Here is a 22,549-nt window from a genome sequence, read left to right as displayed (position 1 = left end):
CCGTGATGACCACCACCAAGCCACTGCTGATGGCACCCAACCAGATCGAGCTGGCGATCGGCGGGATGACCTGCGCCTCCTGCGCCTCCCGGATCGAGAAGAAGCTGAACCGGATGGAGGGCGTGACCGCCACGGTCAACTACGCCACCGAGAAGGCCAGCGTTCAGTACGCCGACGACGTCAGCCCGGACGACCTGATCGCCACGGTGGAGAAGACCGGCTACACCGCCGCCCTGCCGCCCCCGCCCGCACCCGCCGGCGTGGAGCCGGCCGCCGAGCCCGTGGACGAGCTGCGTGGCCTGCGTACCCGGCTGTGGGTCTCGCTCGTGCTCACCGTGCCGGTGATCGTGCTGGCGATGGTGCCCGCCTGGCAGTTCACCTACTGGCAGTGGCTGTCGCTGACCCTGGCCGCCCCGGTCGTCGTCTACGGCGGCCTGCCGTTCCACCGGGCGGCCTGGGTCAACCTGCGGCACGGCGCGGCGACCATGGACACCCTGGTCTCGCTCGGCACCCTGGCCGCGTTCGGCTGGTCGGTCTGGGCGCTCTTCCTCGGCACCGCCGGGGAGCCGGGGATGACCCACCCGTTCACCCTCGACATCAGCCGCACCGACGGCGCCGGCAACATCTACCTGGAGGCGGCGGCCGGGGTGACGGCGTTCATCCTCGCCGGCCGCTACTTCGAGGCCCGTGCGAAGCGGACCGCCGGGGCGGCCCTGCGCGCCCTGCTCGAGCTGGGTGCCAAGGACGTCGCGGTGCTGCGCGACGGCGTGGAGACCCGGATCCCGGTGGACCAGCTCGCGGTGGGGGACCGGTTCGTGGTCCGGCCCGGCGAGAAGGTCGCCACGGACGGGGTGGTCGACGAGGGCACCTCCGCGGTCGACGCGAGCATGCTCACCGGCGAGTCCGTCCCGGTCGAGGTCGGCCCCGGCGACACCGTCGTCGGCGCCACCGTCAACGCCGGCGGCCGCCTCGTCGTCACCGCCACCCGGATCGGTGGCGACACCCAGCTGGCGCAGATGGCCCGGCTGGTCGAGCAGGCGCAGACCGGCAAGGCGGCGGTGCAGCGCCTCGCCGACCGGATCTCGGGTGTCTTCGTGCCGATCGTGATCGCCCTCGCGGCGGGCACCCTCGGCTGGTGGCTCGGCACCGGGGCGGGCGCGACGGCCGCGTTCACGGCCGCCGTGGCGGTGCTGATCATCGCCTGCCCGTGCGCCCTCGGGCTGGCCACGCCGACCGCCCTGCTCGTCGGCACCGGCCGCGGTGCCCAGCTCGGCATCCTGATCAAGGGCCCGGAGGTGCTGGAGTCCACGAAGCAGGTGGACACCGTCGTGCTGGACAAGACCGGCACCGTCACCACCGGCCGGATGACCCTGGTGGACGTGCTCCCGGCGGCCGGCGAGGACCGGGCGGAGCTGCTCCGGCTGGCCGGGGCGCTGGAGGCCGCGTCCGAGCACCCGATCGCCCAGGCGGTCGCCGCCGGCGCGGCCGAGGCGGGCGTGCTGCCGCCGGTGACCGGCTTCGCCAACGTCGAGGGGCTCGGCGTGACCGGCACGGTGGACGGCCGCGAGGTGCTGGTCGGCCGGCTCCGGCTGCTGCGCGAGCGCGGCCTCGACGTACCGGAGGAGGTGGCGCGGGCGGCGACCACGGCGGAGGCCGAGGGACGGACGGCCGTGCTGGCCGGCTGGGACGGGCGGGCCCGGGGCGTGCTCGCGGTGGCCGACGTCGTCAAGCCGACGAGCCGGGCGGCGGTCGCGCGGCTCCGGGAGCTGGGTCTGACCCCGGTGCTGCTGACCGGCGACAACACCACGGTCGCCCGCGCGGTGGCCGCCGAGGTGGGCATCGACGAGGTGATCGCCGAGGTGCTGCCCGCCGACAAGGTCGACGTGGTGCGACGGCTCCAGGGCGAGGGGCGGACGGTGGCGATGGTCGGCGACGGCGTCAACGACGCCGCCGCGCTGGCCCAGGCCGACCTGGGCCTGGCCATGGGCACCGGCACCGACGTGGCGATCGAGGCGTCCGACCTGACCCTGGTGCGGGGCGACCTGATGGCCGCCGTGGACGCGATCCGGCTCTCCCGGCGCACCCTCGGCATCATCAAGGGCAACCTGTTCTGGGCCTTCGCCTACAACGTGGCGGCCCTGCCGCTGGCGGCCGCGGGACTGCTCAACCCGATGATCGCCGGCGCCGCGATGGCCTTCTCCTCGGTCTTCGTCGTCGCCAACAGCCTGCGGCTGCGCGGCTTCCGCCCGGTCGCCTGACCCTGCCCACCGCGCCGCCGGTCCTCCCAAAAGGGGGCCGGCGGCGCGGTCGTTCTCGCAGATCCCTGTTTCCTGACCGCCGTGGCCGACACGGACCCGACGCGGCTCGCCACGTCGACGGTGGGTGGCCGGGGCGGTTGGGCGGTGGCCGGGCGGGGTACCCCGAGGACTCGTTGGCAGGACGACGTCTCGCCGCCCGGCGTCGGTCGACCCCCGTGCCGTCCGCCGGACGGCCGAGACCCGCGAACGGGAGGTCACATGTCCCGATCCGTCGTGTACGCGCGGCGCGCCGCCGCCACGGTGGCGCTCTGGGTGCTGGCCGTGGGCTGCCAGGACGCGCCCCGGGAGAAGGCCGGCGCACCGACCGGCGCGTCGTCGGCGAGCCCGACCGCTCCGGCGAGTGCCACCGCGAGCCCGTCCCCGGTCGGCGGGCCGCCGACCCGCGGATCCGCGCCCTGATCGAGGACACCGCCGACCGGATCGACGCCGGCTCCCGGGCGTCCTGCCCGGCCGCCTGGATGAGCTTCACCTCCACCGGCATCCCGGCGCAGCTGACCCGCGAGTGCCGCGCCTGAGCCGCCCCTGAGCCGTCCCCCGCGCCGGTCTCCGGTGACTCCGGGGAGGAACAGGGGTATCCCCCCACCCGTCCCTGAGATCGACCGTCCACTGGTGACGCTCCGGACGCTGACCCGCTAGCGTCCGTTTGCATGTGCAAGGGCTGGTCATGAGCGCTGGTCCGACGGCCACCGGCGACGAGTTGGTGCGCGTACTGGCCACGTTGGCCAACCCGCACCGGATGCGGGTGGTCGCCGTGCTGGCGCGACGCCGCGCGTACGTCAGCGAACTCGCCCGCGAACTCGGCATCAGCCGGGCGCTGGTGCAGGTGCACCTGCGCAGGCTCTCGGCGGCCGGCCTCGTGTCCGCGCACCTGGAGTTGTCGGAGGACGGGAAGGCCATGAAGTACTACGAGGTGAGTCCGTTCACGTACACGCTCACACCTGCCGCCATCGCGGCGGCGGCCGACACGCTCACCGCCGGATCCGGCGCGGGGCCGGACGAGGACGAGAGATGACGGGCATGAGCGAGCACGACTGGACCGAGGTGGTCGGGGCGATCGGGATCTTCACCCTGCTCGTCAGCGTGATCACGGTGACGATCGTGCAGGTCGCCAAGACCCGGCGGGCCCGGGCGACGGGGGCCCGCGAGGAGGAGTACCGGCGGCTCGCCCAGACCGCCGTGGAGGCCCAGGCGGCCTCCGCCCGGGTGCTGGCGGCCCTCGACGGCCGGCTCGGCGGGATGGAGTCCCGGTTGGTGTCGCTGGAACGCGTCCTGAAGGACGTCGACTAGCGCAGGGGAAAGGCCCCGGGCCGTCGAGCGCCAACTCGACGGCCCGGGTGGAAGCAGCATCACCTCGCCCGTGGGCGAGTTCTCATCGCAACACTCCTTCGACCGAGAGGACAGCATCCCGTGCTGCGCTTACGCAACTCCGCCCCTCGCGGCAGCGACCGACCTCGGGTGCCCGACGTCGTGGGCGACGGGGCCCGACAGGACGAGGAGGGTGGACACCGGCGTCCGTTCCGGCTCCGGGCGCTGGCGCTCGGCGCGACCGCCGCGCTGCTGGCGACGGGCGTGCCGGCGCCCGCGCCCGCCACGGCCGGCCCACCGGCGCCGGCCGCCGCGTCCGCCGCCGCGTCCGCCGCCGCGCCGGGCATCGCCTGGCAGCCCTGCGCGGAGGACCGCACCGCCGAGTGCGGCACCCTGTCGCTCCCCGTCGACTGGGACCGGCCGGACGGCGACCGGTTCATGCTCCACCTGGCCCGCCGCGCCGCCACCGACCCGGCCGCCAGGATCGGTTCGCTGGTGTTCGGCCCCGGCGGGCCGGGGGACTCCGGCGTCATGCGGATCCTGCGCAACGACAGGTTCAGCGACGACCTGCGCCGCCGGTTCGACATCGTCAGCTTCGACCCGCGCGGCATCGGCCGGAGCAACCCCGTGCTCTGCTCGGTGGCGCTGCTCGACCGGCAGCCCCAGGTCATCACCGATGAGGCCCGGTTCGACGCCACCCTGGCCGACAACGCGCTGCTCCGGCAGGACTGCCGGCGGCGGACCGGGCCGCTGTTCGACCACGTCGACACCCGCAGCGCCGCCCGGGACCTCGACGCCGTCCGGGCGGCGCTCGGCGAGCCCCGGCTCACCTTCCACGGCAGCTCGTACGGCACCCTGCTCGGCGCGCAGTACGCCGAAGAGTTCCCGCACCGGGTCCGGGCCATGGTGCTGGAGAGCGTGGTCGACCACAGCCTCGGCACCCGGGCGTTCCTCGACACCCAGGCCGCCGCCGCGCAGGACTCCTTCGACGAGTTCGTCGCCTGGTGCGCCCGTACGCCGAGCTGCCCGTTGCACGGGGAGGACGTCCGGGCCGTCTGGGCGGGCCTGTTCCCCCGCGCGGAGCGGGGCGAGCTGGCGGACCCGGACCGGCCCGGGGCGGCGCTGACCCCGTACGACCTCAGCCGGCTCGCCCAGCGCGCGCTGTACGGCCCGGACTGGGCCGGACTGGCCCGGGACATCGTGGCCCTGCGGGCGACCCCGCCCGCTCCCACCGGGCTCCCGGCCGTCACCGCTGCGGGCGACGACGCCGTGCGGCCGCACCCCTTCGCGGTGTTCTGCGCCGACTGGCACCTGCCGGTCCGCGACCACCGGGAGTACGCCGCCCACCTGCGCCGGGCGGCCCGGATCGCGCCCGACCTGCGCTACCCGCAGGCGCTGCAGGCGATCGCGACGTGCCTCGGCACGCCGGCCCCGGTCGCCAACCCGCAGCACCGGCTGCGGGTCCGCACCGACGTGCCGCTGCTGCTCGCCAACACCCGGCACGACCCGGCGAGCGGCCACAACTGGGCGACGAACGTGGCGCGGCAGCTCGGCCGCTCGGGGGTGCTGCTGACCTACGAGGGTTGGGGGCACGGCAACTACACCCGCAGCGCCTGCGTACAGGACGCGGTCGACCGCTATCTGATCTCGGTCGACGTGCCCGCCCGCGACACCCGCTGCCCGGCCGTCCCGGTCGCCTGACGGAGAACCGGCCGGCGTGCGCCCCCGTGCCGCACGCCGGCCGGCGCGCCCGGTCAGCGCGGCTCTCGGCGGGGCACGCCGGGACTCGTCGGTGTCGCCAGCCGGGCGGCGCGCAGCTCCAGGTAGCGCTGCTCCGGCAGGCTCGTCGTGCCCCGGGCCCCCGCCAGGTACGCCGCCCGCGCCGCCTGCGGCTCGCCGGCCAGCTCCAGCAGGTGGGCGCGGACGGCGGCCAGTCGGTGGTGCCCGGCGATGCGGTCGTCGGCGTCGAGCGGGGCGAGCAGGGCCAGACCGGCGCGGGGACCGTCCACCATGGCCACCGCGACCGCCTGGTTGAGGGTGATCATCGGGTTCGGGGCGATCCGGGCGAGCAGCCGGTAGAGCGCCAGGATCTGCGGCCAGTCCGTCAGCTCCGCCGACGACGCCTCGGCGTGCACCGCGGCGATCGCCGCCTGGAGCTGGTACGGGCCGGGCGGCGACCACGTCAGCGCCTCGGTGACCAGGGCGATCCCCTCCGCGATGGCGGCGGCGTCCCAGCGGTCGCGGTCCTGCTCGGCGAGCGGGACCAGCTCGCCGGTCGGCCCGGTCCGGGCCGCCCGGTGCGAGTCGGTGAGCAGCATCAGCGCCAGCAGCCCGCTCACCTCGCCGTCGTCGGGGAGCAGCCGGTGCAGCGTGCGGGCCAACCGGATCGCCTCGGCGGTCAGGTCGGCCCGGTGCAGGTCCGGCCCGCCGGAGGCGGTGTAGCCCTCGTTGAAGATCAGGTAGAGCACCTGGAGCACGGTCCGCAGCCGCTCGTCCCGCTCGCTGGGCGAGGGCATGCGGAAGCGGGCCCCGGCAGCCTCGATCCGCTGCTTGGCCCGGCGGATGCGCTGGCTCATGGTCGCCTCGGGCACCAGGTGTGCCCTGGCGATCTGCGCGGTGGTCAGGCCGCCGACCGCGCGCAGCGTCAGCGTGACCTGCGCGGACCGGGCCAGCGCCGGGTGGCAGCAGAGGAACAGCAGGGTCAGGGTGTCGTCCCCGGCCGGCGGCTCCTCGTCGGCCGCGGGCGCGACCGTCGCGTACGCCGGCTCGCGGACGGCCACCGCGACCTCCCGGTCCCGGCGGGCCCGCTCGCTGCGCCACTCGTCGGTCAACCGGCGGCCGGCGACGGTGAGCAGCCAGGCCCGGGGGTTGTCCGGCACGCCCTGTTCCGGCCACTGCACGGCGGCGGCGAGCAGTGCCTCCTGCACGGCGTCCTCGGCCGCGTCGAACTGGCCGTGCCGGCGGACGAGCAGGCCGAGGACCTGCGGCGCCAACTCGCGCAGCAGGTCCTCGACGTGCCGTCCGCTCACATGTCCGTCCCGGCCTCGTTCATGACCGCCCGCACCTCCAGCGCGCCGAAGCCCAGCCGCACGTCCGGCCAGCGGCTGGCGATCTCGGCGGCCCGCTCGGGGCTGTCGCAGTCGACCATCAGGTAGCCGGCGAACTGCTCCTTGCTCTCCATGAACGGCCCGTCGGTCACCTCCGGCCGGTCACCGGCCAGCCGGGCCGTACGCGCCTGCGACGGGTCGGCCAGCGCCTGGCCGCCGACCAGCTCGCCGGACTCCGTCAGCTCGCGCATGATCTCGTCGACCTCGCCGAAGAGCGCGGCGCGTTCCTGCTCCGACAGTTCCTCGGCGAACCCGGGACGGTTCCAGATCAGCAGCATGTACTTCATAGGGTGCTCCTCGTCCGCTCGGCCGCGCCCATGGTGACGCGTCTCCGGTGAAGGGTCGGAGCCGACCCGCCGGATCCGACAGCGGTGCGGGAAGATTCTCAGCGCCGGCCGCGTACCTGGCGCTTCGGGCTGGGGCCCCCGCCGAGCGAGGCGCGGTCGGCGGCGGAGGTGCCGGACGACCAGCCGTCGGCGTCGCGGACGGTGAGCCGGGCCCGGGTGACGCCGGGGAAGAGCGTGTCGAGGCGTTCGCGCACCGCCTCGGCGCGGGTGGCGAGCACCGGCAGCAGCCGCTCCGGCCCGGCCTCGGTGGCCGCCTGCCGGTCCGCGTCCTCGGTGGCCGCCCGCAGCCGCTCGCCGATCCGCAGCGCGAAGGCGTTGAGGAAGGACTCGTCGTAGTCCCGGGTGCGGCGGCCGGCGCCCTTGGCCCGTCGCTCGCCCCGGCCGCGCAGCATCGCGGCGGTGGCCTGCACCAACAGCGAGGTGTAGAGCAGCTCGACCGCCTCCAGGTCGGCCGGCCAGCCCAGCACGGTGGTGAAGCCCAGGTCGTCGGACCACACCGCCTCGCAGCGGTTCGCCGCCGCCACCTCCTGCACCAGCAGCGCCTTGGCGCCCGCGTACGGGGGGTCGGTGCCGAGACGCACTCCGCCGGGCTGGTCGGCGCGCTCGGCGACGCCCGCCAGCAGCGCCTGGTCGATGCTGTGTCGGGCGATCAGCTCCTGGGCCTTGCCGGTCAGCGCCTCCGCCTCGGCCGGGTAGGTCGTCGACTCCGCCTTGGCCAGCAGCGCCCGCACCCGGTCGAGCATCCGCGACCCGCCGCCGGACCCGCCGCGCGCGGCGACCGCCCCGGTGGCGCCGGGCGGCGGGCGCAGCACGGCGACCGGCGGGAGCCCGTCGACCAGGGCCAACGCGTCTACCGCCGCGCGCAGCGCGGTGAACCTGTCCCACCCGGCGCGGGCCGACCACGCGGCCAGGTGGCCCCCGTCGGCGTCCCACCACACCCGCGCGCCCAGGTCGCGGAGCTGGTCGTCCCACCACGGAGGCACCGGCCCGGTCAGGTCGCGGCGGTGCGCCGCGAGCGCGTCGATCACCAGCCCGGCCGACCGGGCACCGAGCCGGCGGGTGGCGAGCCGGGCCAGGTCCACCGGCTGCCAGCCGCGGGGCGCCAGCCGGCCGACCCCGCGGACCAGGCGGCGCAGGAGCGCGGCGTCGACGGCCGTCGCGCCGTCCGTCGCGCCCGTGCCGATCATCAGCCGATCCAACTGCCGCTCCGCGAGGCGTACGTCGGTGCCGCGTACCGCCGCGAGGGCGTCGCTGATCAGTTCCTCGGCGTCCGGCACGGCCGCGTCCTCCTGGGGGTCTGCTCCGGCGCGCCCGGAAACGACCGTCGCCTGCCCGCCGAACGTACCCCCGGGCCCGCCCGCCGTCCGCCGGTCGTGACGGGTGCCACCGGAGCCCGCCGCGGCACGTGGACGCGCGGCGGTCCCGCCCGGCCGGCGCCGGCCGCCGGTCCGGCTGCCGGCGGGCGGCTCGGGTGGCGGCTGCCGCAACAACACCGGGCGACCCGGCCATAGTGGGGTGTGAAGACCGAGACACGGCCCTGCGACGAGGAGCTCTGGCCGGCCGTCGCCGCCGGCGACGAGGGCGCGTTCGGGCAGCTCTTCGACCGTCACTCGCGTGCGGTCTACAACCACGCCTTCCGGCTGACCGGCTCCTGGTGCACGGCGGAGGACGTCACCCAGGCCACCTTCCTGGTCGCCTGGCGGAGGAGGGACGCGGCCCGCCTGGTGGACGGGTCGGTGCTGCCCTGGCTGCTGGTGGTGGCGAGCAACGCCGTACGCACCGAGTGGCGGTCGGCGCGACGGTGGGCGGCGCTGCTGCGCCGCCTGCCGGTCGACCGGCAGGCGGTTGTAGGTCGTCGGGAGACGGGGGCCTGGGGGCCCGAACTGCCCGGCCGGTGCGGGCGGCCCGACGGTCAGGCGTGCCGCGCGCCGCCCAGCCGGGCGGTGCGGGGGAAGGACGCCCAGATGTTCTTGGTGGTGCCGGTGGCGTACCAGCCGACGTCGAGGGACAGTGCGCGGGCGAGTTGCAGACCGCGCCCGCCGGCACCCTCGTGCTGCGTGGAGGCGAGCTCCGGCAGGGAACCGAGGTCGTGGTCGGCGACGTCGAGGACGAGGTGGTCGTCGGTGGCGAGCAGCCGGACGATGGTCGGCGGCCGCCCGTGGCGCAGGGCGTTCGTGGCGAGTTCCGTGGCGATCAGCACGACCAGCTCGGGGACCTCCTCCAGGGCCTCGCCCTCGCCGAGCACGTCGCCGGTCAACTCCTCGTGCAGGGACGCCCGCAGGCCGCGCAGGTCCGCCCCCTCGGACAACGTCCACCGCCGCAGCTCGACGGCCTGCGGCGGAGGTGGCGAACTGCTGAGCTGACCCATGGGGGAGTGGTACCCGCCCCCGCCCGGCTCAAGCCGGGCAGGTCGGTCAGCGCACCGGGTCGTGTGTGCCGCGCGGCACACCGGGACGGCAGCGACGCACCCGCTCGGCCGCCATCCGGCCGCCCACCGCCAGACCGTACCGCTCCACCGCCGTCAATCCGTACGCTCCGCAGGTCGGGGAGAACCGGCACCGATCGTCCGATCATGGGCCAGTGCCGCCACCGGCCCGCCGCCGACCCCAGGCCCCGCTCGGCGCGGCAGGTCCGCAGACGGCTGCCCACCCCGACCGCTCCGACGCCGGTACGCGGCGGTCGCCTCGGTGTCACTCAGCCGAGGTCCAGCGGTCGCCAGTGAAGGCCGTCGTCGGACAGGTACACCGTCCGCTCGTCGTGGCGGATCCAGCGGTCCGGGGCCAGGGCCCGCGGCGCGTCGTGGTGCACGGGCCCGTCGACCGCCAGTGGCGCGTAGGTCCGTCCGTCCCGGCTGGTCAGTAGCCCGAACCGGGACTCAAGCTCAGCGAGCAGGACGTGGTTTCCGTCCGGTCGCCGGATCGCAGCCGCAGCCCTGCGGTTCGCACACCGCCACCTATCGGAACAATAGGAAGTATCGACCACCGTGCGTGTCCTGGACGAAAGGCGGGCGGTTGTACCGGGCGTGACGGTGGAACCACGCACCAACATCGTGATCCCGGCGGCGGGGGCCTGGCCGGCCTGGCGGGTCAGGTGGGCAGAGCGTGAGAGCGGGCGGCGGTCGCGCGCGTACGACGCCGAGGTCGAGGGCTGGCGCCGGCGCAACGACCACCTGATCCGGCTGCGGATCGAGGCCGCCGGTTTCCTCGGGTACGCGCAGCCGCGTACCGGCCTGCCGGTGGACCTCGGCGACGGCGAGGTCGTGTTCCGGGTGCTGCCGGCCGCGGAGCTGGTCGAGGCGGAGGCCCGGCACGTGCCCGGGCTGCCCGCGCCGGGGCTGACGGTCGCCACGGCCGAGGTCGCGGCGACGGGCCGCACGCTGCCGAAGGGGCTCCGGGTCGTCGACGCGGGCCCGGCCGTCGTGACCAACCGCCGGGTGGCCTTCGCCGGCCGCGCGGGGCGGCGCGAGTGGGCGTACGCGGACATGCTCGGGGCCGCGCACCACCCCGACGTCCCGCTCACCCTGCTGCACACCACCGACGGCAGTCGGCTCGCCGGGCTGCGGGTGCCGGCCACCGCCACGGTGAACTTCCGCTTCTACCTCGCCCTCGCCCTCGCCGTCGCCACCGGGGGGCGCGCCGCCGTCGTCGCGCAGCTCGACGCCGTGCTGGCCGCCCACCAGCACGCGCGGCCGGTCCCGCCGGCGCCGGCCGTGCCGGGCCGGGCCCCGCTGACCGCGCTGCGCCCCGATCGCCGGACGGCGCTCGCCGCCGCCGTCGCCACGCTGGCGTACGCGATGCTGACCGCCGGCACGTTCGGGTCGGAGCAGCCCGGCCCGTCGTACCGGGCGGACGGCGCCGGGAGTCTTCCCGCCGTGACGGCGGTGCCGACCGTCACCACGACCACTGCCGAGGAGCCGGTGGTGCCGGAGGAGGTCGGGCCGGGTGCCGGCGGGACGGCGGTTCCCCGGGCCCGCGCCGCGGGAACGCGGGTGCCGGTCGTGCGGCAGGACGTGGTGAGCACGGGCGGCCCCGTTCCGCCGGCCGCCCCGGCGAGGGGTACGGCGCCCGCCCCGCCGCCGGCCCCCGTCCCGGCCCCGCCTGCCGCCCCGCCCCCTGCCGCCCCGGCGCCGACGACCACGGCGCCGGTCGCCCCGGCGCCGGCCCCGACCACCGCGCCGCCGGCGTCGGAGCCCGCCGCGGTCGACCTCTGTCTGGACGTCCTCCGGCTGCCCCTGCTGGACCGGCTCCTCTGCCCGCCGAGCGGTTCCTGACGCGCGCCCGCCCACCCTGGCCGGCTGGCTGCGGCTTTCCGGCGCCGAGCGCGGAGACGCCCCGGTCCTCGGCCACCATGTCTTCGCAACCGACCAGGATCCGGCCCGCGCCGAGCACGCCTGGCAGAGCTGGGTGACGGCCCTGCCGACCGCCTGAACCACCGGCGGGCGCCCACCCGCGACCCGGCGGATGCCAGGAGTGCCCCGCCACGGGCGGAGGGCCGTTCCCGGGCGGCCCCGGATCCCTTCTTGCACATTCTTGGCAATTGCGGAATGCTGGCGGCAGCGGCACTGGAGATCATCTGACCGCGCGGCGGGACGCCCCCGCCGCGCGGCGCTGGTCCGGCCCGCCGCCGGCCAAGCCGCACGCCATACGCCGCGGTCACGGTCGGCCCACCTCAGGACCCCGGCGTGGCGAACGCCGGGGTCGTGCGACGAACAGACCGGGGAGCATCTGATGGGTACGCCGGTGTCCGTGCGGGTGGCGGCGATGGCCGTCGGCGCTGTCCTGGCCGGGGCGGGCTGCTCGTCCCCGACGAGCACGTCGACGGGCCCCGGCGCGGCCGACACCCTCGTCGTGGCGACGGCGGGGGAGCCGGAGGCGTTGAACCCCGTGCTCAACTACGGGGTCGACGGCGGCTCGCTGATCTTCGACGGGCTGGTCGAACGCGACGCGCGCAACCAGTTGGTGCCGGCGTTGGCGCGGGAGTTGCCGGCCATGTCGGCGGACGGCAGGACCGTCACCGTGAAGCTGCGCGACGGGGTGCTGTTCCACGACGGCAGCCCCCTGACCGCCCAGGACGTGGTCTTCACCTACCAGGCGGTGCTGGACCCGAAGGTCGACTCCACGCTCCGCTCCGACCTCGACATGCTCGCCTCGGTCACGGCGCCGGACCCGTCGACCGTGGTGTTCTCCCTGAAGTACGCCTACGCGCCGTTCCCGCAGCGGCTGGCGCTGGGCATCGTGCCGGCCAAGGCGCTGGCCGGGCAGGACGTCAACAAGGCCGAGTTCAACCGCAGGCCGGTGGGCACCGGCCCGTACCGGGTGACGTCGTGGACGCCGGGCGACCGGCTCGTGCTCGCGGCCAACGAGAAGTACTGGGGCGGCAAGCCCGCCAATTCCGGCGTCGTGGTCGCGTTCGTCCCCGACGACAACGTCCGCGCGCAGCGGATGCGGGCGGGCGAGTTCGACGCGGCGGAGCTGGCGCCGAAGCTCGCCGCCGGTTTCGACGGGCTGGCCGGCCACCGGGTGGAGCGGGTGCCCACCGCCGACTACCGGGGCGTGGTGCTGCCGATGGGCAACCCGGTCACCGGCGACCCGGCGGTGCGGCGGGCGCTGAACGCGGCGACGGACCGCGCGGCGATGGTCACCGGCCTGCTCGGCGGAGCGGGTGAGCCGGCATTCGGGCCGGTCCCGCCGTCGTCGGAGTTCGCCGAGCCGTCGATCGTCGGCAAGCCCGCCGCCGACCCGGCCGCCGCGACCGCCGCCCTCGACGCCGCCGGATGGAAGCCGGGCCCGGACGGCATCCGCGCGAAGGACGGCCGGCGGGCGGCCTTCGCGCTGATGTACCCGGCCACCGACAGCCTGCGCAAGGAACTCGCCCTCGCGGTGACCGCCGACGCGAAGAAGGTCGGCATCGAGATCACCCCGGAGGGCCTGACCTGGGACGCGATCACCCCCCGGATGAAGCACGACGCGGTGGTCATGGGCTTCGGCACCCCGTACGACCCGGACTTCCTCTCCTACAAGCTGTTCCGCTCCGACTTCGCCGGCCAGGGCTTCTTCAACCCCGGCTCCTACCGGTCCGCCGTCGTGGACAAGGCGTTGCAGGACGCCCGCGACAACGCCGACCCGGCCACCCGCAAGGCCGCGTACGCCACGTTCCAGAAGCAGCTCGCCACCGACCTGCCGTGGGTGTTCCTCACCTACCTCAAGCACACCTACGTGGTGAAGGACGGCCTCGCCGGGGTGACGCCGCGGGTGGAGCCGCACGAGCACGACGTGGCCAACAGCCTCTGGTGGAACATCCACACCTGGACGAGGAAGTGACCGCACCGGCCACCCGCGCCCGCCGCCGACGGCTGGCGGGAGTCGGTGCCGTGGTCCGCCGGCGTCTGCTGGTGGCCGTGCCGATCCTCGCCGCCACCAGCGTCGGCATGTTCGCCCTCGGCGCGGCCTCGCCGATCGACCCCGCCCACCAGTACGCGGGCGCGGCGGCGTTCACCACCAGCGAGGAGAACCTGGCGCAGATCCGCGCCAACTGGGGGGTCGACGACCCGCTGCCGGTGCAGTACCTCCGCTGGGTGGGCAACCTGCTCCAGGGTGACCTGGGCTGGTCGACCAGCCGGCACGAACCCGTCACCTCCGTGCTGGCCGCCCGCGCCGGCTGGACCCTGCTGCTCGTCGGCGCCGCCCTCGCCCTCGTCCTCGTGGCGAGCCTGCTGCTGGGCACCCTGGCCGCGTACCGGCGCGGCGGCTGGTTCGACCGGGCGCTGCGCGCCGGCGCGTACGCGGTGCAGTCCATGCCGGTCTTCTGGATCGGGTTGGCCGCGATCGCCCTGTTCGCCCTGACCCTCGGCTGGCTGCCGGCGGGCGGGCTCACCGACGTCACCGCCACCACCACCGACCCCGCCGACGTGGCCCGGCACCTGGTCCTGCCGGTGACGGTGCTGGCGGTCGCCCAGGCGCCGTGGTTCGTCCTGTTCATCCGCGACGCCGTCGCCGAGAGCCTCCGCGACGACCACGTCCTCGCGGCCCGGGCCCGGGGCCTGCCCGGCCGCACCGTCCTGTTCGGCCACGCCCTGCGCACCGCGCTGCTGCCGTTCCTCACCCTCGTCGGCACCCACCTGCCGGAGCTGATCGGGGGCGCCGTCCTGGTCGAGACCGTGTTCTCCCTGCCCGGTCTCGGCGCGGTGACGGTGCAGGGCGCGCTGGGCAGCGACTTCCCGCTGCTGGCCGCGACCACCCTCGCCACCACCGTCGTGGTGCTGGCCGCGAACCTGGCCACCGACCTCGCCTACTCCGCCGCCGATCCCCGGGTACGCCTCGATGACTGACCTCGCCCGCCCCGCCCGCGTCCGGCGGCCGAAGCCGCGTGCCGGCCGCGCCGGTACCGCCGTCGCCTGGGCCGTGCTCGTCGGCGCGGTCGCCGCCTGCCTGCTCGCCCCCGTCCTCTGGCCGCTCGACGAGAGCGCCGTCGACCTGGCGCGTACCCGGCTCGCGCCCTCGGCCGCGCACCCGGCCGGCACCGACGACCTGGGCCGCGACGTGGCCCACCGCGGCCTCTACGGCCTGCGTGTCTCCCTGCTCGTCGGCGCGGTCGCCGCGCTGGTGGCGACCGTGATCGGTGGCTTCGTCGGGGCGGTCGCCGGCACCCTCGGCGGCTGGGTCGACCGGGCGCTGATGCGGGTGGTCGACACCATCGCGGCGCTGCCGCACCTGCTGCTGGGCATCTTCATCGTCGCGATGCTGCGCCCCAGCCTCGGCGCGGTGATCGTGTCGATCGGGCTGACGCACTGGCTGTCCACCGCCCGCATCGTCCGCTCCGAGCTGCTCAGCCTGCGCACCCGGCCGTTCGTCGACGCCGCGATCGCCGGCGGCGCCAGCCGCGCGCGGGTGATCACCCGGCACCTGCTCCCGCACGTGTCGCCCCGGCTGGCCCTGGCCACCACGCTGATGGTGCCGCACGCCGTCTGGCACGAGACCGCGCTGTCCTTCCTCGGTCTCGGCCTGCCCCCGCACCTGGCCTCCATCGGCAACATGATCAACGACGGGCAGCGGTCCCTGCTCACCGGCGCCTGGTGGGCCAGCCTCGTCCCCGGCCTGCTCCTCGTCGTCGTCACGCTGGCCCTGGCCACCCTCACCGGCCGGTGGCGCGACCGCCTCGACCCGCGCGTACGAGCGGAGCTGAACCTTTGACCACCAGCCGCGAGCCCCGCACCGTCACGGCCGGCACCGCCGCCACCGGCGACGCCACGCCCGGCACGGCCGGCACCGCCGCCACCGGTCCTCGTCCCGCCCTGCTGGAGGTCGACGGGCTGACCGTCCGCTTCCAGCTCCGCGACGCCGTGGTGCGGGCCGTCACCGACCTGCGCCTGACCGTCCACCCCGGCGAACTGGTGGCCGTGGTGGGGGAGTCCGGCTGCGGCAAGTCCGTGCTCGCCCACGCCCTGCTCGGCCTGCTCCCCGGCAACGCCACCGTCTCGGGCCACGCCCGGCTGCGCCCGCCCGGCGGGGACCAGGTCGACCTGATCGGCTGCACCGAGCGCCACCTCGCCCGCGCCGTACGCGGCCGCGCGGTCGGGCTGGTGCCGCAGAGCCCCGCCACCGCGCTGACCCCCGTACGCACCGGCCGGCGGCTGCTGGCGGAGACCCTGCGCGCCCACGGGCACGTCCGCCGCGACGCGCCCTCGGTGGCCGAGCGGGTCGCCGCCGACGTCGGGCTCGACCCCGCCGACCTCGACCGCTACCCCCACGAGCTGTCCGGCGGCATGGCGCAACGCCTGGCCACCGCCCTCGCGCTCGCCCCCGACCCGCCGCTGCTGCTCGCCGACGAACCCACCACGGGCCTCGACCGGCCCCTGGTCGACCACACCCTCGACCTGTTGCGCCACCGCTGCGACGCCGGCAACGCCGTCCTGCTCATCACCCACGACCTGACCGCCGCCCGCCGTGTCGCCGACACCGTCGCCGTCATGTACGCCAGCCGGGTCGTCGAGCGCCGGCCCACCGAGGCGCTGTTCGCCGCGCCCGCCCACCCCTACACCGCCGGCCTGCTCGACGCCCTGCCAGAGCGGGCGTTCCGCCCCGTGCCCGGCCACCCGCCGATGCTCACCGACCTGCCCGCCGGCTGCGCCTTCGCCCCGCGCTGCGACCGCGCCACCGACACCTGCCGCACGCCGCCCACCCCGGTCGTGGACGGCTCCGGCCAGGTCGCCTGCCACCACCCGCTGCCCGTCGGAGCGCCGGCATGACCACGACCACGGCCACCCGTCAACACCTCGGACCGGAGGCGACCGCCACCGCGCTCGCCGCCCACCAGGTCACCGTCGCCTACGGTCGGCAGCGCGTCCTCGACCGCGTCGACCTGCACGTCGCCCCCGGCGAGACGGTCGGGCTGCACGGGCCCTCGGGCAGCGGCAAATCCACCCTGGCCCGGGTACTCGCCCTGCTGCACGCCCCCGACGCCGGGCACGTCACCCTCGACGGCCACCGGGTCGCCGGAGTCCGCCACCGGCTGCCGGCGGCCGTCCGTACCCGCGTCGCGATCCTGTTCCAGAGCCCACGCGCCGCCACCGACCCGCGGCTCAGCCTCGCGGACATCGTCGCCGAACCGCTCCGCGCGACCGGCGTACCGGCCGAGCAGGCCAGGGCCCGCGCGGCCGAGCTGGCCGACCTTGTCGGCCTCACCACGGACCTGCTCGCCCGCCGCCCGCACGCGGTCAGCGACGGGCAGTTGCAACGGGCCTGCCTCGCCCGGGCGCTCGTGCACCGGCCGGCCTACCTGCTCTGCGACGAGGCCACCGCCATGCTCGACGCCTCCACCCAGGCCCACCTCGCCGCCGTCATCACCGACTACCAGCGACAGCGCGGCGCCGGGGTCCTGCTGATCACCCACGACCCGGCTCTGATGGCCCGCTGGGCGACCCGGGTCGTCGACCTCCCGCCCCCGCCGGGAGCGTGAACCGCCCGCGCGCCGCACCGTCCACAGTGGCGAGTAAGGCCGCTCCATGGCATTCGTCACCGTGGCATTCGGGGCCGGGTGCAGGCTAGGGTGACGCTGCCGTGGTGTTCGGGAAGCCGGTGGAAGACCGGTGCGGCCCTCGCCACTGTGATCGGGAAGTCCGCGGCCCTCGTCGTCAGAGGTCACTGGGCGTGTCGCACGCCTGGGAAGGCCGGCCACGGACGCACCTCCCGTCAGCCAGGAGACCGGCCACGGCACTGCGATGACCCGTCCACGAGGTGCTGGAAGGCGGTCCCGATGCGCGTGCGCGCTGTGCGGTCCACCCTGTCCCGGCGCGTAGCCGCGCCCCTGTCCGTCCTCCTCGTCCTGCTCGGCGCCTGCGCCACGGACGACGACCCCGCCCCGGCGTCCCCCGGCGCGCCGGCCACCCTGACCAACTGCGGCACGCCGGTCACCGTCGCCGCCCCGCCCCAGCGGGCGGTCACCCTGAACCAGCCCGCCACCGAGATCATGCTGGCGCTCGGCCTGGCCGACCGCATGGCCGGCACGGCCTACCTGGACGACGCGATCCTGCCGGAGCACGCCGCCGCGTACGCCTCGGTGCCCGTGCTGTCCGGGAAGTACCCGGCGAAGGAGAAACTCCTGGAGGCGGCGCCGGACTTCGTCTACGCCTCGTTCCACAGTGCCTTCGGCGACGAGGGCGTCGGTGACCGGGCCGCCCTGGCGGGGCTCGGCATCGGCACCTACCTCTCACCCGCCGGGTGCCCGAAGCCGCACCGGCCCGGGAAGCTCACCGTCGAGGACGTGTTCGCCGAGATCCGGGACGTCGCGGCCGTCTTCGGGGTGCCGGCGCGGGCCGAGAGGCTCATCGCCGACCACCGTGCCCGGATCGCTGCCGCTGCCGCCAGGCTCGACGGCACGCGGGACGTCTCCGTGCTCTGGTGGGACGCCGGCACCGAAGCCCCGAGCGTGGGCGCCTGCTGCGGCAGCCCCAACATGATCATGTCGGCGGTCGGGGTCGGCAACGCCTTCGGCGACCTCACCGGCGGCTGGGCCGACACCAGTTGGGAGAGCGCCGTCGCGCGCGACCCCGACGCGATCGTGCTTGTCGACGCGACCTGGGACCCGGCCGCCGCGAAGAAGGCGTTCCTGGCCCGGCACCCCACCCTCAAGGACCTGCCCGCGGTGGCCGGGCAGCGGTTCGTCGTCATCCCGTTCTCGTCCACCACCGCCGGGGTGCGGGCGGTGCTCGGCGTCGAGGCGCTAGCCGCGGGGATGGCGCGGCTTCCCGACGGAGCGGGCCGCTGACCGCCGTGGCGCGCCGTACCGCCGTGGCCCGGCGTCTCGCCGTGGCGCGCCGTCTCGCCGTGCGCGGTCGGGCCGGCGCGGATCCCGGCGCCACCGCCCCCGGGGTCCGGCGCGGCCGGCCCATCCGTCCCGCCGGCACGGTCGCGCTGCTGGTCACGTTGCTGGCGGGTCTGGTCGTGTCGATCGGGGCGGCCGTCACCGTCGGGCCTGCCGACATCCCCGTGTCGACGGTCTGGGCCGTCGTGGCCGACCGCCTGGGCCTGGCCCACGCCGACGTGCCGCTGCTGCGCGAGCACATCGTCTGGCGGCTGCGCCTGCCCCGGGTGCTCGGCGCCGCGGTGGTGGGCGCCGGGCTGGCGGCCGTCGGGGCGGTGACGCAGACCGTCACCCGCAACCCGCTGGCCGACCCGTACCTGCTCGGGGTCTCCTCCGGGGCGTCGCTCGGCGCGGTCGCGGTGCTCGTCCTCGGCGTCGGCGGCGGGGTCGCGGCGCTCACCGGGGGCGCCTTCACCGGCGCGCTGGCCGCGTTCGCCGTCGTGGCGGCGGTGGCCGGCCGGCGGGCCGCGCTGGCGCCCACCCGGGTGGTGCTGGCCGGGGTCGCCGTCGCGCAGCTGTGCGGGGCGGCGACGTCGTTCGTCATCGTCTGGGTCGCCGACCCGCACGCCACGCAGAGCATCACCTTCTGGCTCTCCGGATCGCTGGCGCGCGTCGACTGGGCCGCCCTGGCCTGGGTGGTGCCGGTGCTGGCCGCCGTGCTCGCCCTCGTGGCGGCGTACGCCCGCACGCTCAACGCCTTCGCCTTCGGCGAGGACGCCGCCGAGACCCTCGGCGTGCCCGTCGCCCGGGTCCGGTGGCTGCTGCTGGTCGCCACCGCGCTGCTCACCGCGGCGCTGGTCGCCGTCAGCGGCGCGGTGGGTTTCGTCGGGCTGATCCTGCCGCACGCCGCCCGGTTCCTCACCGGCGCGGACCACCGGCGGCTGCTGCCCGTCGTCGTCCTCGCCGGCGCGATCTTCATGGTCTGGGTGGACACCGCCGCGCGGACCCTGTTCGCGCCCCGGGAACTGCCGGTGGGCGTGCTGACGGCGCTGCTCGGGGTGCCCGCCTTCGTGGTCCTGCTGCACCGGGCGCGGCCGGCAGAGTCGCGGCGACTCCGGGGACGGTGGGCCGGGCGCCGGAAGGCGGGCGACTGATGCTCACCGTCACCGGCGTGTCCTGGGCCGTCGCGGCCCGGCGGATCCTCGACGACGTCACCTGCGCCGTGCCGGCGGGCAGCCTCGTCGGGCTGCTCGGCCCCAACGGCTGCGGCAAGACCACCCTGCTACGGATCGTCGCCCGGCTCGCCGCGCCCGACAGCGGGCGGGTCACCGTCGGCGGCGACGACGTCGCCACCCTGCCCCGCGCGGCGCTGGCCCGCCGCGCCGCGCTGCTCGCCCAGCACGCCGACACCGACCTGGACCTCACCGTCGAGGAGGTGGTGCTGCTCGGCCGTACCCCGCACCGCCGCTCGCGATGGTCGGACAGCGACGCCGACCGTGCCGCCGCGGCCGACGCGCTGGCCCGGGTGGACCTCGACGGGTACGCCGACCGCCGCTGGCACACCCTCTCCGGCGGCGAACGGCAGCGGGTCCAGCTGGCCCGCGCGCTCGCCCAGCAACCGCACCTGCTGCTGCTCGACGAGCCCACCAACCACCTCGACATCGGCCACCAGTTGCAACTGCTGCACCTGGTCCGCCGCGCCGGGGTCACCACCCTCGCCGCGCTGCACGACCTCAACCTCGCCGCCATGTTCTGCGACACGGTGGTCGTCCTGGCCGCCGGCCGGGTCGTCACCGCCGGCCCGCCCGCCGAGGTCCTCACTCCCGGGCTGCTCGCCGACGTCTACGGCGTCCAGGCCGACGTGGCGACGCACCCGGTCACCGGGCGGACCACCATCACCTACCACCCGCCCGCGTCGTGACCCGGCACGTGCCGCCGGACTCGACCGGGACCAAGGAGTCGGACATGACCGTCGCACCGGGCTGTCTGGTCACCGTGTGCCGCGACTGCTGCTGTGGCAGCACCCGCAAACACCCCGCCGTCGACCACGACGCGCAGCTGCGGCGACTGCGGGCCGCGGTGCCGGCGCCGCACCGGGTACGCGTCAGCGCCTGCCTCGACCTCTGCGCGCAGTCCAACCTGGTCGTCGTCCACCCCGCGCCGTCGGCGCGACGGGCCGGCGCGCGGCCGGTCTGGTTCGGCCTCGTCCTGCACGACTCCGTGGTCGACGACATCACCGACTGGATACGCGCCGGCGGGCCGGGCGTCGCGCCGCTGCCCGCCACCCTGGAGCTGTCGGTGGTCGCTCCGACGCTCCCCACCGCCGGGTGAGATGGTCGGGGCCGCCTGGGCCGTCGTGCCGACGACCTGACTTTCGTGGGTGACGACGCAGGTGGTGGGCTTTGTAGCCTGGGCCGCGTGGCAGGTTGGTGGCGCGGCGGTCGGCGGCGGTGGCTGCCCTTTCTCCGGTCCGGCGGGCCGCCCTTCGGCGGGTGGGCCGGGTCGTGGGTGAAGGTCCTGTCCGACGTGTCGCTCTGGGCGGTCCTGTCGGTGCCGATCGGCTGGGACCTGGTCGTCGCCCCGACCGGCCCGTACGCCGGCTGGCGGCTGGCGGGCTCCCTCCTGCTGATGGCCCTCGCGGTGGCGGTCAGCCGGCACCACCCGGCGGTCTCCCTGCTGATCGTCGTGGTGCCGACCGCGTTCGAGGGCAACTTCGTGTTCGCCGTCCCGGTGATGAGCTACCTGGTGGGCCTGCGGATGCCCCGGGCCCGCCCGGCCGCGTACACGTTCGCCGTGATCGCGGCGGGCGGGACCGCGCTGACGGTCGGCGTCCTCGGCTCGGGCGTGACCACCTGGTTCTTCCTCACCACCACCCTGCTCTTCGTCGGGGTGTTCCCCTGGCTGGTCGGCCGCCACCGCCGCCAGCAGCGGGCGCTCGTCCACGCCGGCTGGGAACACGCCGATCTGCTCGAACGGCAGCAGCGCGCCGCCGCCGAGCGGGTCCGGATGCGGGAGCGGGCCCGTATCGCCCAGGACATGCACGACTCCCTGGGCCACGACCTGGCCCTGATCGCGTTGAAGGCAGGCGGGCTGGAGGTGGCAACCGATCTCGACGAGCGGCACCGGCGGGCGGCGGGGGAGCTGCGTGCCAGCGTCACCGCCGCGACCGAGCAGCTCGCCCAGATCATCGGCGTGCTCCGGGAGGACGGCGCGCCGGCTCCGACCCGGCCGGCCGCCGAGGGCGTCGCCGACCTGGTGGGGCGGGCCCGCGACGCCGGGATGACGGTCCGGCTCAGGTGGGAGGGGTCCGAGGCGCCGGCACCGCCGATGGTCGAGCGGGCGGTGCACCGGGTGGTCCAGGAGGCGCTGACCAACGCCACCCGGCACGCGCCGGGCGCCGCCGTGACCGTCCTGTTGACCCGCTCGGCCGAGCAGACGGTGGTGAGCGTGGTCAACGAGCCCCCGCCGGGCGGTCTGCCGCCCGGTGTGACCTCGACGGGTTCCGGCCTGCTGGGCCTGCGGGAGCGGGTACGGCTGGCCGGCGGCGCGCTGAGCGTCGGGCCACGAGGCGGCGGTTTCGAGGTCACCGCCCGCCTGCCCCACGCCGCCGGCGCCGTGTCGGTCGACGCCGACGAGGGCGTACGCCCGGTCCGCCCGGCGTCGGCGACCCGGTTGCGTGAGGCGCGGCGGCGGGTGCGGCGCAGCCTCGTGGTGGCCGTGGCCGCCCCGGTGGTGGCCGCCGGCGTGCTGTCACTGGCCTACTACCCGTTCGCCACCTTCGACGCGGTCCTCGAACCGGCGGACTTCGACCGGATGCGGATCGGTCAGCACCGCACCGAACTGCGGGGCCTGCTGCCGGAGCGTCAGGTCGTCGAACGGCCGGACCCGACGGACTGGCCGCTGCCCCCGGGCGCCTCCTGCGAGTTCTACACCGACGGCAACTTCCCCCTCGGCCAGGCCGCCTACCGGCTCTGCTTCGCCGAGGGCCGGCTGCTGACCAAGGACCGGATGTCCGACTGACGGCGGCCGGCGGCCGGCGACGACCTGGCTTGGCCGCCGGGCTCGTCAGTCACGCGACGCGTTCCCGCGCGGGCCGGATGCCGTCCGTGCCCGACCCTGAAGGATGCGGTGATCCCGGTCCTGCTGGCCGACGACGCCGGGTGACGGCGGTCCG

General features: G+C 76.0%; 20 protein-coding genes, 2 pseudogenes and 1 riboswitch. Of the genes and pseudogenes, 17 read left to right on the top strand and 5 right to left on the bottom strand.

Annotated features, from left to right (window positions below):
- Nucleotides 1-5: 5 nt before the first annotated feature.
- The 5 genes from ACGF5C_RS07310 (at nt 6) to ACGF5C_RS07290 (ending at nt 5,324) form a co-directional block, all read left to right on the top strand.
- Nucleotides 6-2,258 (top strand): heavy metal translocating P-type ATPase, encoded by a 2,253-nt coding sequence (locus ACGF5C_RS07310; RefSeq protein WP_393297738.1) that lies wholly within the window; start codon nt 6-8, stop codon nt 2,256-2,258.
- Nucleotides 2,259-2,516: 258 nt separating this feature from the next.
- Complete coding sequence (locus ACGF5C_RS07305) at nt 2,517-2,717, top strand: hypothetical protein (protein ID WP_393297735.1); 201 nt, start codon at nt 2,517-2,519, stop codon at nt 2,715-2,717.
- Nucleotides 2,718-2,982: 265 nt separating this feature from the next.
- Nucleotides 2,983-3,330, top strand: a complete 348-nt coding sequence (locus ACGF5C_RS07300; RefSeq protein ID WP_393297732.1) for an ArsR/SmtB family transcription factor — start codon at nt 2,983-2,985, stop codon at nt 3,328-3,330.
- 5 nt (nt 3,331-3,335) lie between these two features.
- Nucleotides 3,336-3,605 carry a hypothetical protein gene (locus ACGF5C_RS07295; RefSeq protein ID WP_393297729.1) on the top strand — a complete coding sequence of 90 codons (270 nt, stop codon included), beginning with the start codon at nt 3,336-3,338 and terminating at the stop codon, nt 3,603-3,605.
- A gap of 282 nt (nt 3,606-3,887) precedes the next feature.
- Complete coding sequence (locus tag ACGF5C_RS07290) at nt 3,888-5,324, top strand: alpha/beta hydrolase (protein ID WP_393298389.1); 1,437 nt, start codon at nt 3,888-3,890, stop codon at nt 5,322-5,324.
- 53 nt (nt 5,325-5,377) lie between these two features.
- Here the strand turns inward: ACGF5C_RS07290 and ACGF5C_RS07285 are convergent, their stop codons facing one another.
- From ACGF5C_RS07285 to ACGF5C_RS07275, 3 genes are all read right to left on the bottom strand, one after another.
- The gene (locus ACGF5C_RS07285) at nt 5,378-6,652 is read right to left on the bottom strand and encodes an RNA polymerase sigma factor (protein WP_393297726.1); all 1,275 of its coding nucleotides are present in this window, start codon (nt 6,650-6,652) and stop codon (nt 5,378-5,380) included.
- Complete coding sequence (locus ACGF5C_RS07280; protein ID WP_393297723.1) at nt 6,649-7,017, bottom strand: YciI family protein; 369 nt, start codon at nt 7,015-7,017, stop codon at nt 6,649-6,651. The genes ACGF5C_RS07285 and ACGF5C_RS07280 overlap by 4 nt, the downstream gene beginning before the upstream one ends.
- 98 nt (nt 7,018-7,115) lie before the next feature.
- The gene (locus ACGF5C_RS07275; RefSeq protein ID WP_393297720.1) at nt 7,116-8,354 is read right to left on the bottom strand and encodes a DUF2786 domain-containing protein; all 1,239 of its coding nucleotides are present in this window, start codon (nt 8,352-8,354) and stop codon (nt 7,116-7,118) included.
- A 240-nt stretch (nt 8,355-8,594) separates the two neighbouring features.
- Here ACGF5C_RS07275 and ACGF5C_RS07270 point away from each other — a divergent pair.
- Nucleotides 8,595-8,819: pseudogene (locus tag ACGF5C_RS07270) on the top strand (RNA polymerase sigma factor); the annotation flags it as partial.
- A 170-nt stretch (nt 8,820-8,989) separates the two neighbouring features.
- On the opposite strand, the gene ACGF5C_RS07265 reads toward ACGF5C_RS07270, so the two are convergent.
- Nucleotides 8,990-9,445, bottom strand: coding sequence for an ATP-binding protein (locus tag ACGF5C_RS07265; RefSeq protein WP_393297717.1), 456 nt, complete (start codon nt 9,443-9,445; stop codon nt 8,990-8,992).
- 46 nt (nt 9,446-9,491) lie between these two features.
- Nucleotides 9,492-9,629, bottom strand: a pseudogene (locus ACGF5C_RS07260) (membrane protein insertion efficiency factor YidD); the annotation flags it as partial.
- A 476-nt stretch (nt 9,630-10,105) separates the two neighbouring features.
- Between ACGF5C_RS07260 and ACGF5C_RS07255 the strand changes: the two are divergent.
- The 11 genes from ACGF5C_RS07255 (at nt 10,106) to ACGF5C_RS07205 (ending at nt 22,395) form a co-directional block, all read left to right on the top strand.
- A complete protein-coding gene (locus ACGF5C_RS07255) occupies nt 10,106-11,347 on the top strand; it encodes a hypothetical protein (RefSeq protein ID WP_393297714.1) in 1,242 nt (413 codons plus the stop codon).
- 457 nt (nt 11,348-11,804) lie between these two features.
- Nucleotides 11,805-13,397 carry an ABC transporter substrate-binding protein gene (locus ACGF5C_RS07250; RefSeq protein WP_393297711.1) on the top strand — a complete coding sequence of 531 codons (1,593 nt, stop codon included), beginning with the start codon at nt 11,805-11,807 and terminating at the stop codon, nt 13,395-13,397.
- The gene (locus ACGF5C_RS07245) at nt 13,367-14,404 is read left to right on the top strand and encodes an ABC transporter permease (protein ID WP_393297708.1); all 1,038 of its coding nucleotides are present in this window, start codon (nt 13,367-13,369) and stop codon (nt 14,402-14,404) included. Before ACGF5C_RS07250 ends, ACGF5C_RS07245 begins: the two co-directional genes overlap by 31 nt.
- A complete protein-coding gene (locus ACGF5C_RS07240; protein ID WP_393297705.1) occupies nt 14,397-15,266 on the top strand; it encodes an ABC transporter permease in 870 nt (289 codons plus the stop codon). The genes ACGF5C_RS07245 and ACGF5C_RS07240 overlap by 8 nt, the downstream gene beginning before the upstream one ends.
- Nucleotides 15,263-16,321 (top strand): ABC transporter ATP-binding protein, encoded by a 1,059-nt coding sequence (locus ACGF5C_RS07235; RefSeq protein WP_393297702.1) that lies wholly within the window; start codon nt 15,263-15,265, stop codon nt 16,319-16,321. Before ACGF5C_RS07240 ends, ACGF5C_RS07235 begins: the two co-directional genes overlap by 4 nt.
- Nucleotides 16,318-17,031 (top strand): ABC transporter ATP-binding protein, encoded by a 714-nt coding sequence (locus ACGF5C_RS07230; protein ID WP_393297699.1) that lies wholly within the window; start codon nt 16,318-16,320, stop codon nt 17,029-17,031. Before ACGF5C_RS07235 ends, ACGF5C_RS07230 begins: the two co-directional genes overlap by 4 nt.
- Before the next feature lie 85 nt (nt 17,032-17,116).
- A riboswitch (cobalamin riboswitch) is annotated at nt 17,117-17,300 on the top strand.
- Nucleotides 17,301-17,328: 28 nt separating this feature from the next.
- Nucleotides 17,329-18,339: an ABC transporter substrate-binding protein gene (locus tag ACGF5C_RS07225; RefSeq protein WP_393297696.1), complete on the top strand. Its 1,011-nt coding sequence runs from the start codon at nt 17,329-17,331 to the stop codon at nt 18,337-18,339.
- Nucleotides 18,340-18,344: 5 nt separating this feature from the next.
- Nucleotides 18,345-19,529 carry a FecCD family ABC transporter permease gene (locus tag ACGF5C_RS07220; protein ID WP_393297693.1) on the top strand — a complete coding sequence of 395 codons (1,185 nt, stop codon included), beginning with the start codon at nt 18,345-18,347 and terminating at the stop codon, nt 19,527-19,529.
- The gene (locus tag ACGF5C_RS07215) at nt 19,529-20,296 is read left to right on the top strand and encodes an ABC transporter ATP-binding protein (protein WP_393297690.1); all 768 of its coding nucleotides are present in this window, start codon (nt 19,529-19,531) and stop codon (nt 20,294-20,296) included. The genes ACGF5C_RS07220 and ACGF5C_RS07215 overlap by 1 nt, the downstream gene beginning before the upstream one ends.
- 44 nt (nt 20,297-20,340) lie before the next feature.
- Entirely contained in the window at nt 20,341-20,706 is a 366-nt protein-coding gene (locus ACGF5C_RS07210; protein ID WP_393297687.1) for a hypothetical protein, read from the top strand.
- Nucleotides 20,707-20,793: 87 nt separating this feature from the next.
- Entirely contained in the window at nt 20,794-22,395 is a 1,602-nt protein-coding gene (locus ACGF5C_RS07205) for a sensor histidine kinase (protein WP_393297685.1), read from the top strand.
- The last annotated feature ends 154 nt before the right edge of the window (nt 22,396-22,549 follow it).

It is taken from the genome of Micromonospora sp. NPDC047620, assembly GCF_043205005.1.
Classification (GTDB): Bacteria; Actinomycetota; Actinomycetes; order Mycobacteriales; family Micromonosporaceae; genus Micromonospora.
This window is presented reverse-complemented; position numbering and strand designations above follow the sequence as displayed.

What these genes read in the sequence shown, in the direction of transcription:
- ACGF5C_RS07225 (WP_393297696.1), top strand. Translation starts at nt 17,329, where the DNA reads ATGCGCGTGCGCGCTGTGCGGTCCACCCTGTCCCGGCGCGTAGCCGCG.
- ACGF5C_RS07230 (WP_393297699.1), top strand. Translation starts at nt 16,318, where the DNA reads ATGACCACGACCACGGCCACCCGTCAACACCTCGGACCGGAGGCGACC.
- ACGF5C_RS07305 (WP_393297735.1), top strand. Translation starts at nt 2,517, where the DNA reads ATGTCCCGATCCGTCGTGTACGCGCGGCGCGCCGCCGCCACGGTGGCG.
- ACGF5C_RS07240 (WP_393297705.1), top strand. Translation starts at nt 14,397, where the DNA reads ATGACTGACCTCGCCCGCCCCGCCCGCGTCCGGCGGCCGAAGCCGCGT.
- ACGF5C_RS07280 (WP_393297723.1), bottom strand. Translation starts at nt 7,017, where the DNA reads ATGAAGTACATGCTGCTGATCTGGAACCGTCCCGGGTTCGCCGAGGAA.
- ACGF5C_RS07310 (WP_393297738.1), top strand. Translation starts at nt 6, where the DNA reads ATGACCACCACCAAGCCACTGCTGATGGCACCCAACCAGATCGAGCTG.
- ACGF5C_RS07250 (WP_393297711.1), top strand. Translation starts at nt 11,805, where the DNA reads ATGGGTACGCCGGTGTCCGTGCGGGTGGCGGCGATGGCCGTCGGCGCT.
- ACGF5C_RS07265 (WP_393297717.1), bottom strand. Translation starts at nt 9,445, where the DNA reads ATGGGTCAGCTCAGCAGTTCGCCACCTCCGCCGCAGGCCGTCGAGCTG.
- ACGF5C_RS07215 (WP_393297690.1), top strand. Translation starts at nt 19,529, where the DNA reads ATGCTCACCGTCACCGGCGTGTCCTGGGCCGTCGCGGCCCGGCGGATC.
- ACGF5C_RS07295 (WP_393297729.1), top strand. Translation starts at nt 3,336, where the DNA reads ATGAGCGAGCACGACTGGACCGAGGTGGTCGGGGCGATCGGGATCTTC.
- ACGF5C_RS07210 (WP_393297687.1), top strand. Translation starts at nt 20,341, where the DNA reads ATGACCGTCGCACCGGGCTGTCTGGTCACCGTGTGCCGCGACTGCTGC.
- ACGF5C_RS07300 (WP_393297732.1), top strand. Translation starts at nt 2,983, where the DNA reads ATGAGCGCTGGTCCGACGGCCACCGGCGACGAGTTGGTGCGCGTACTG.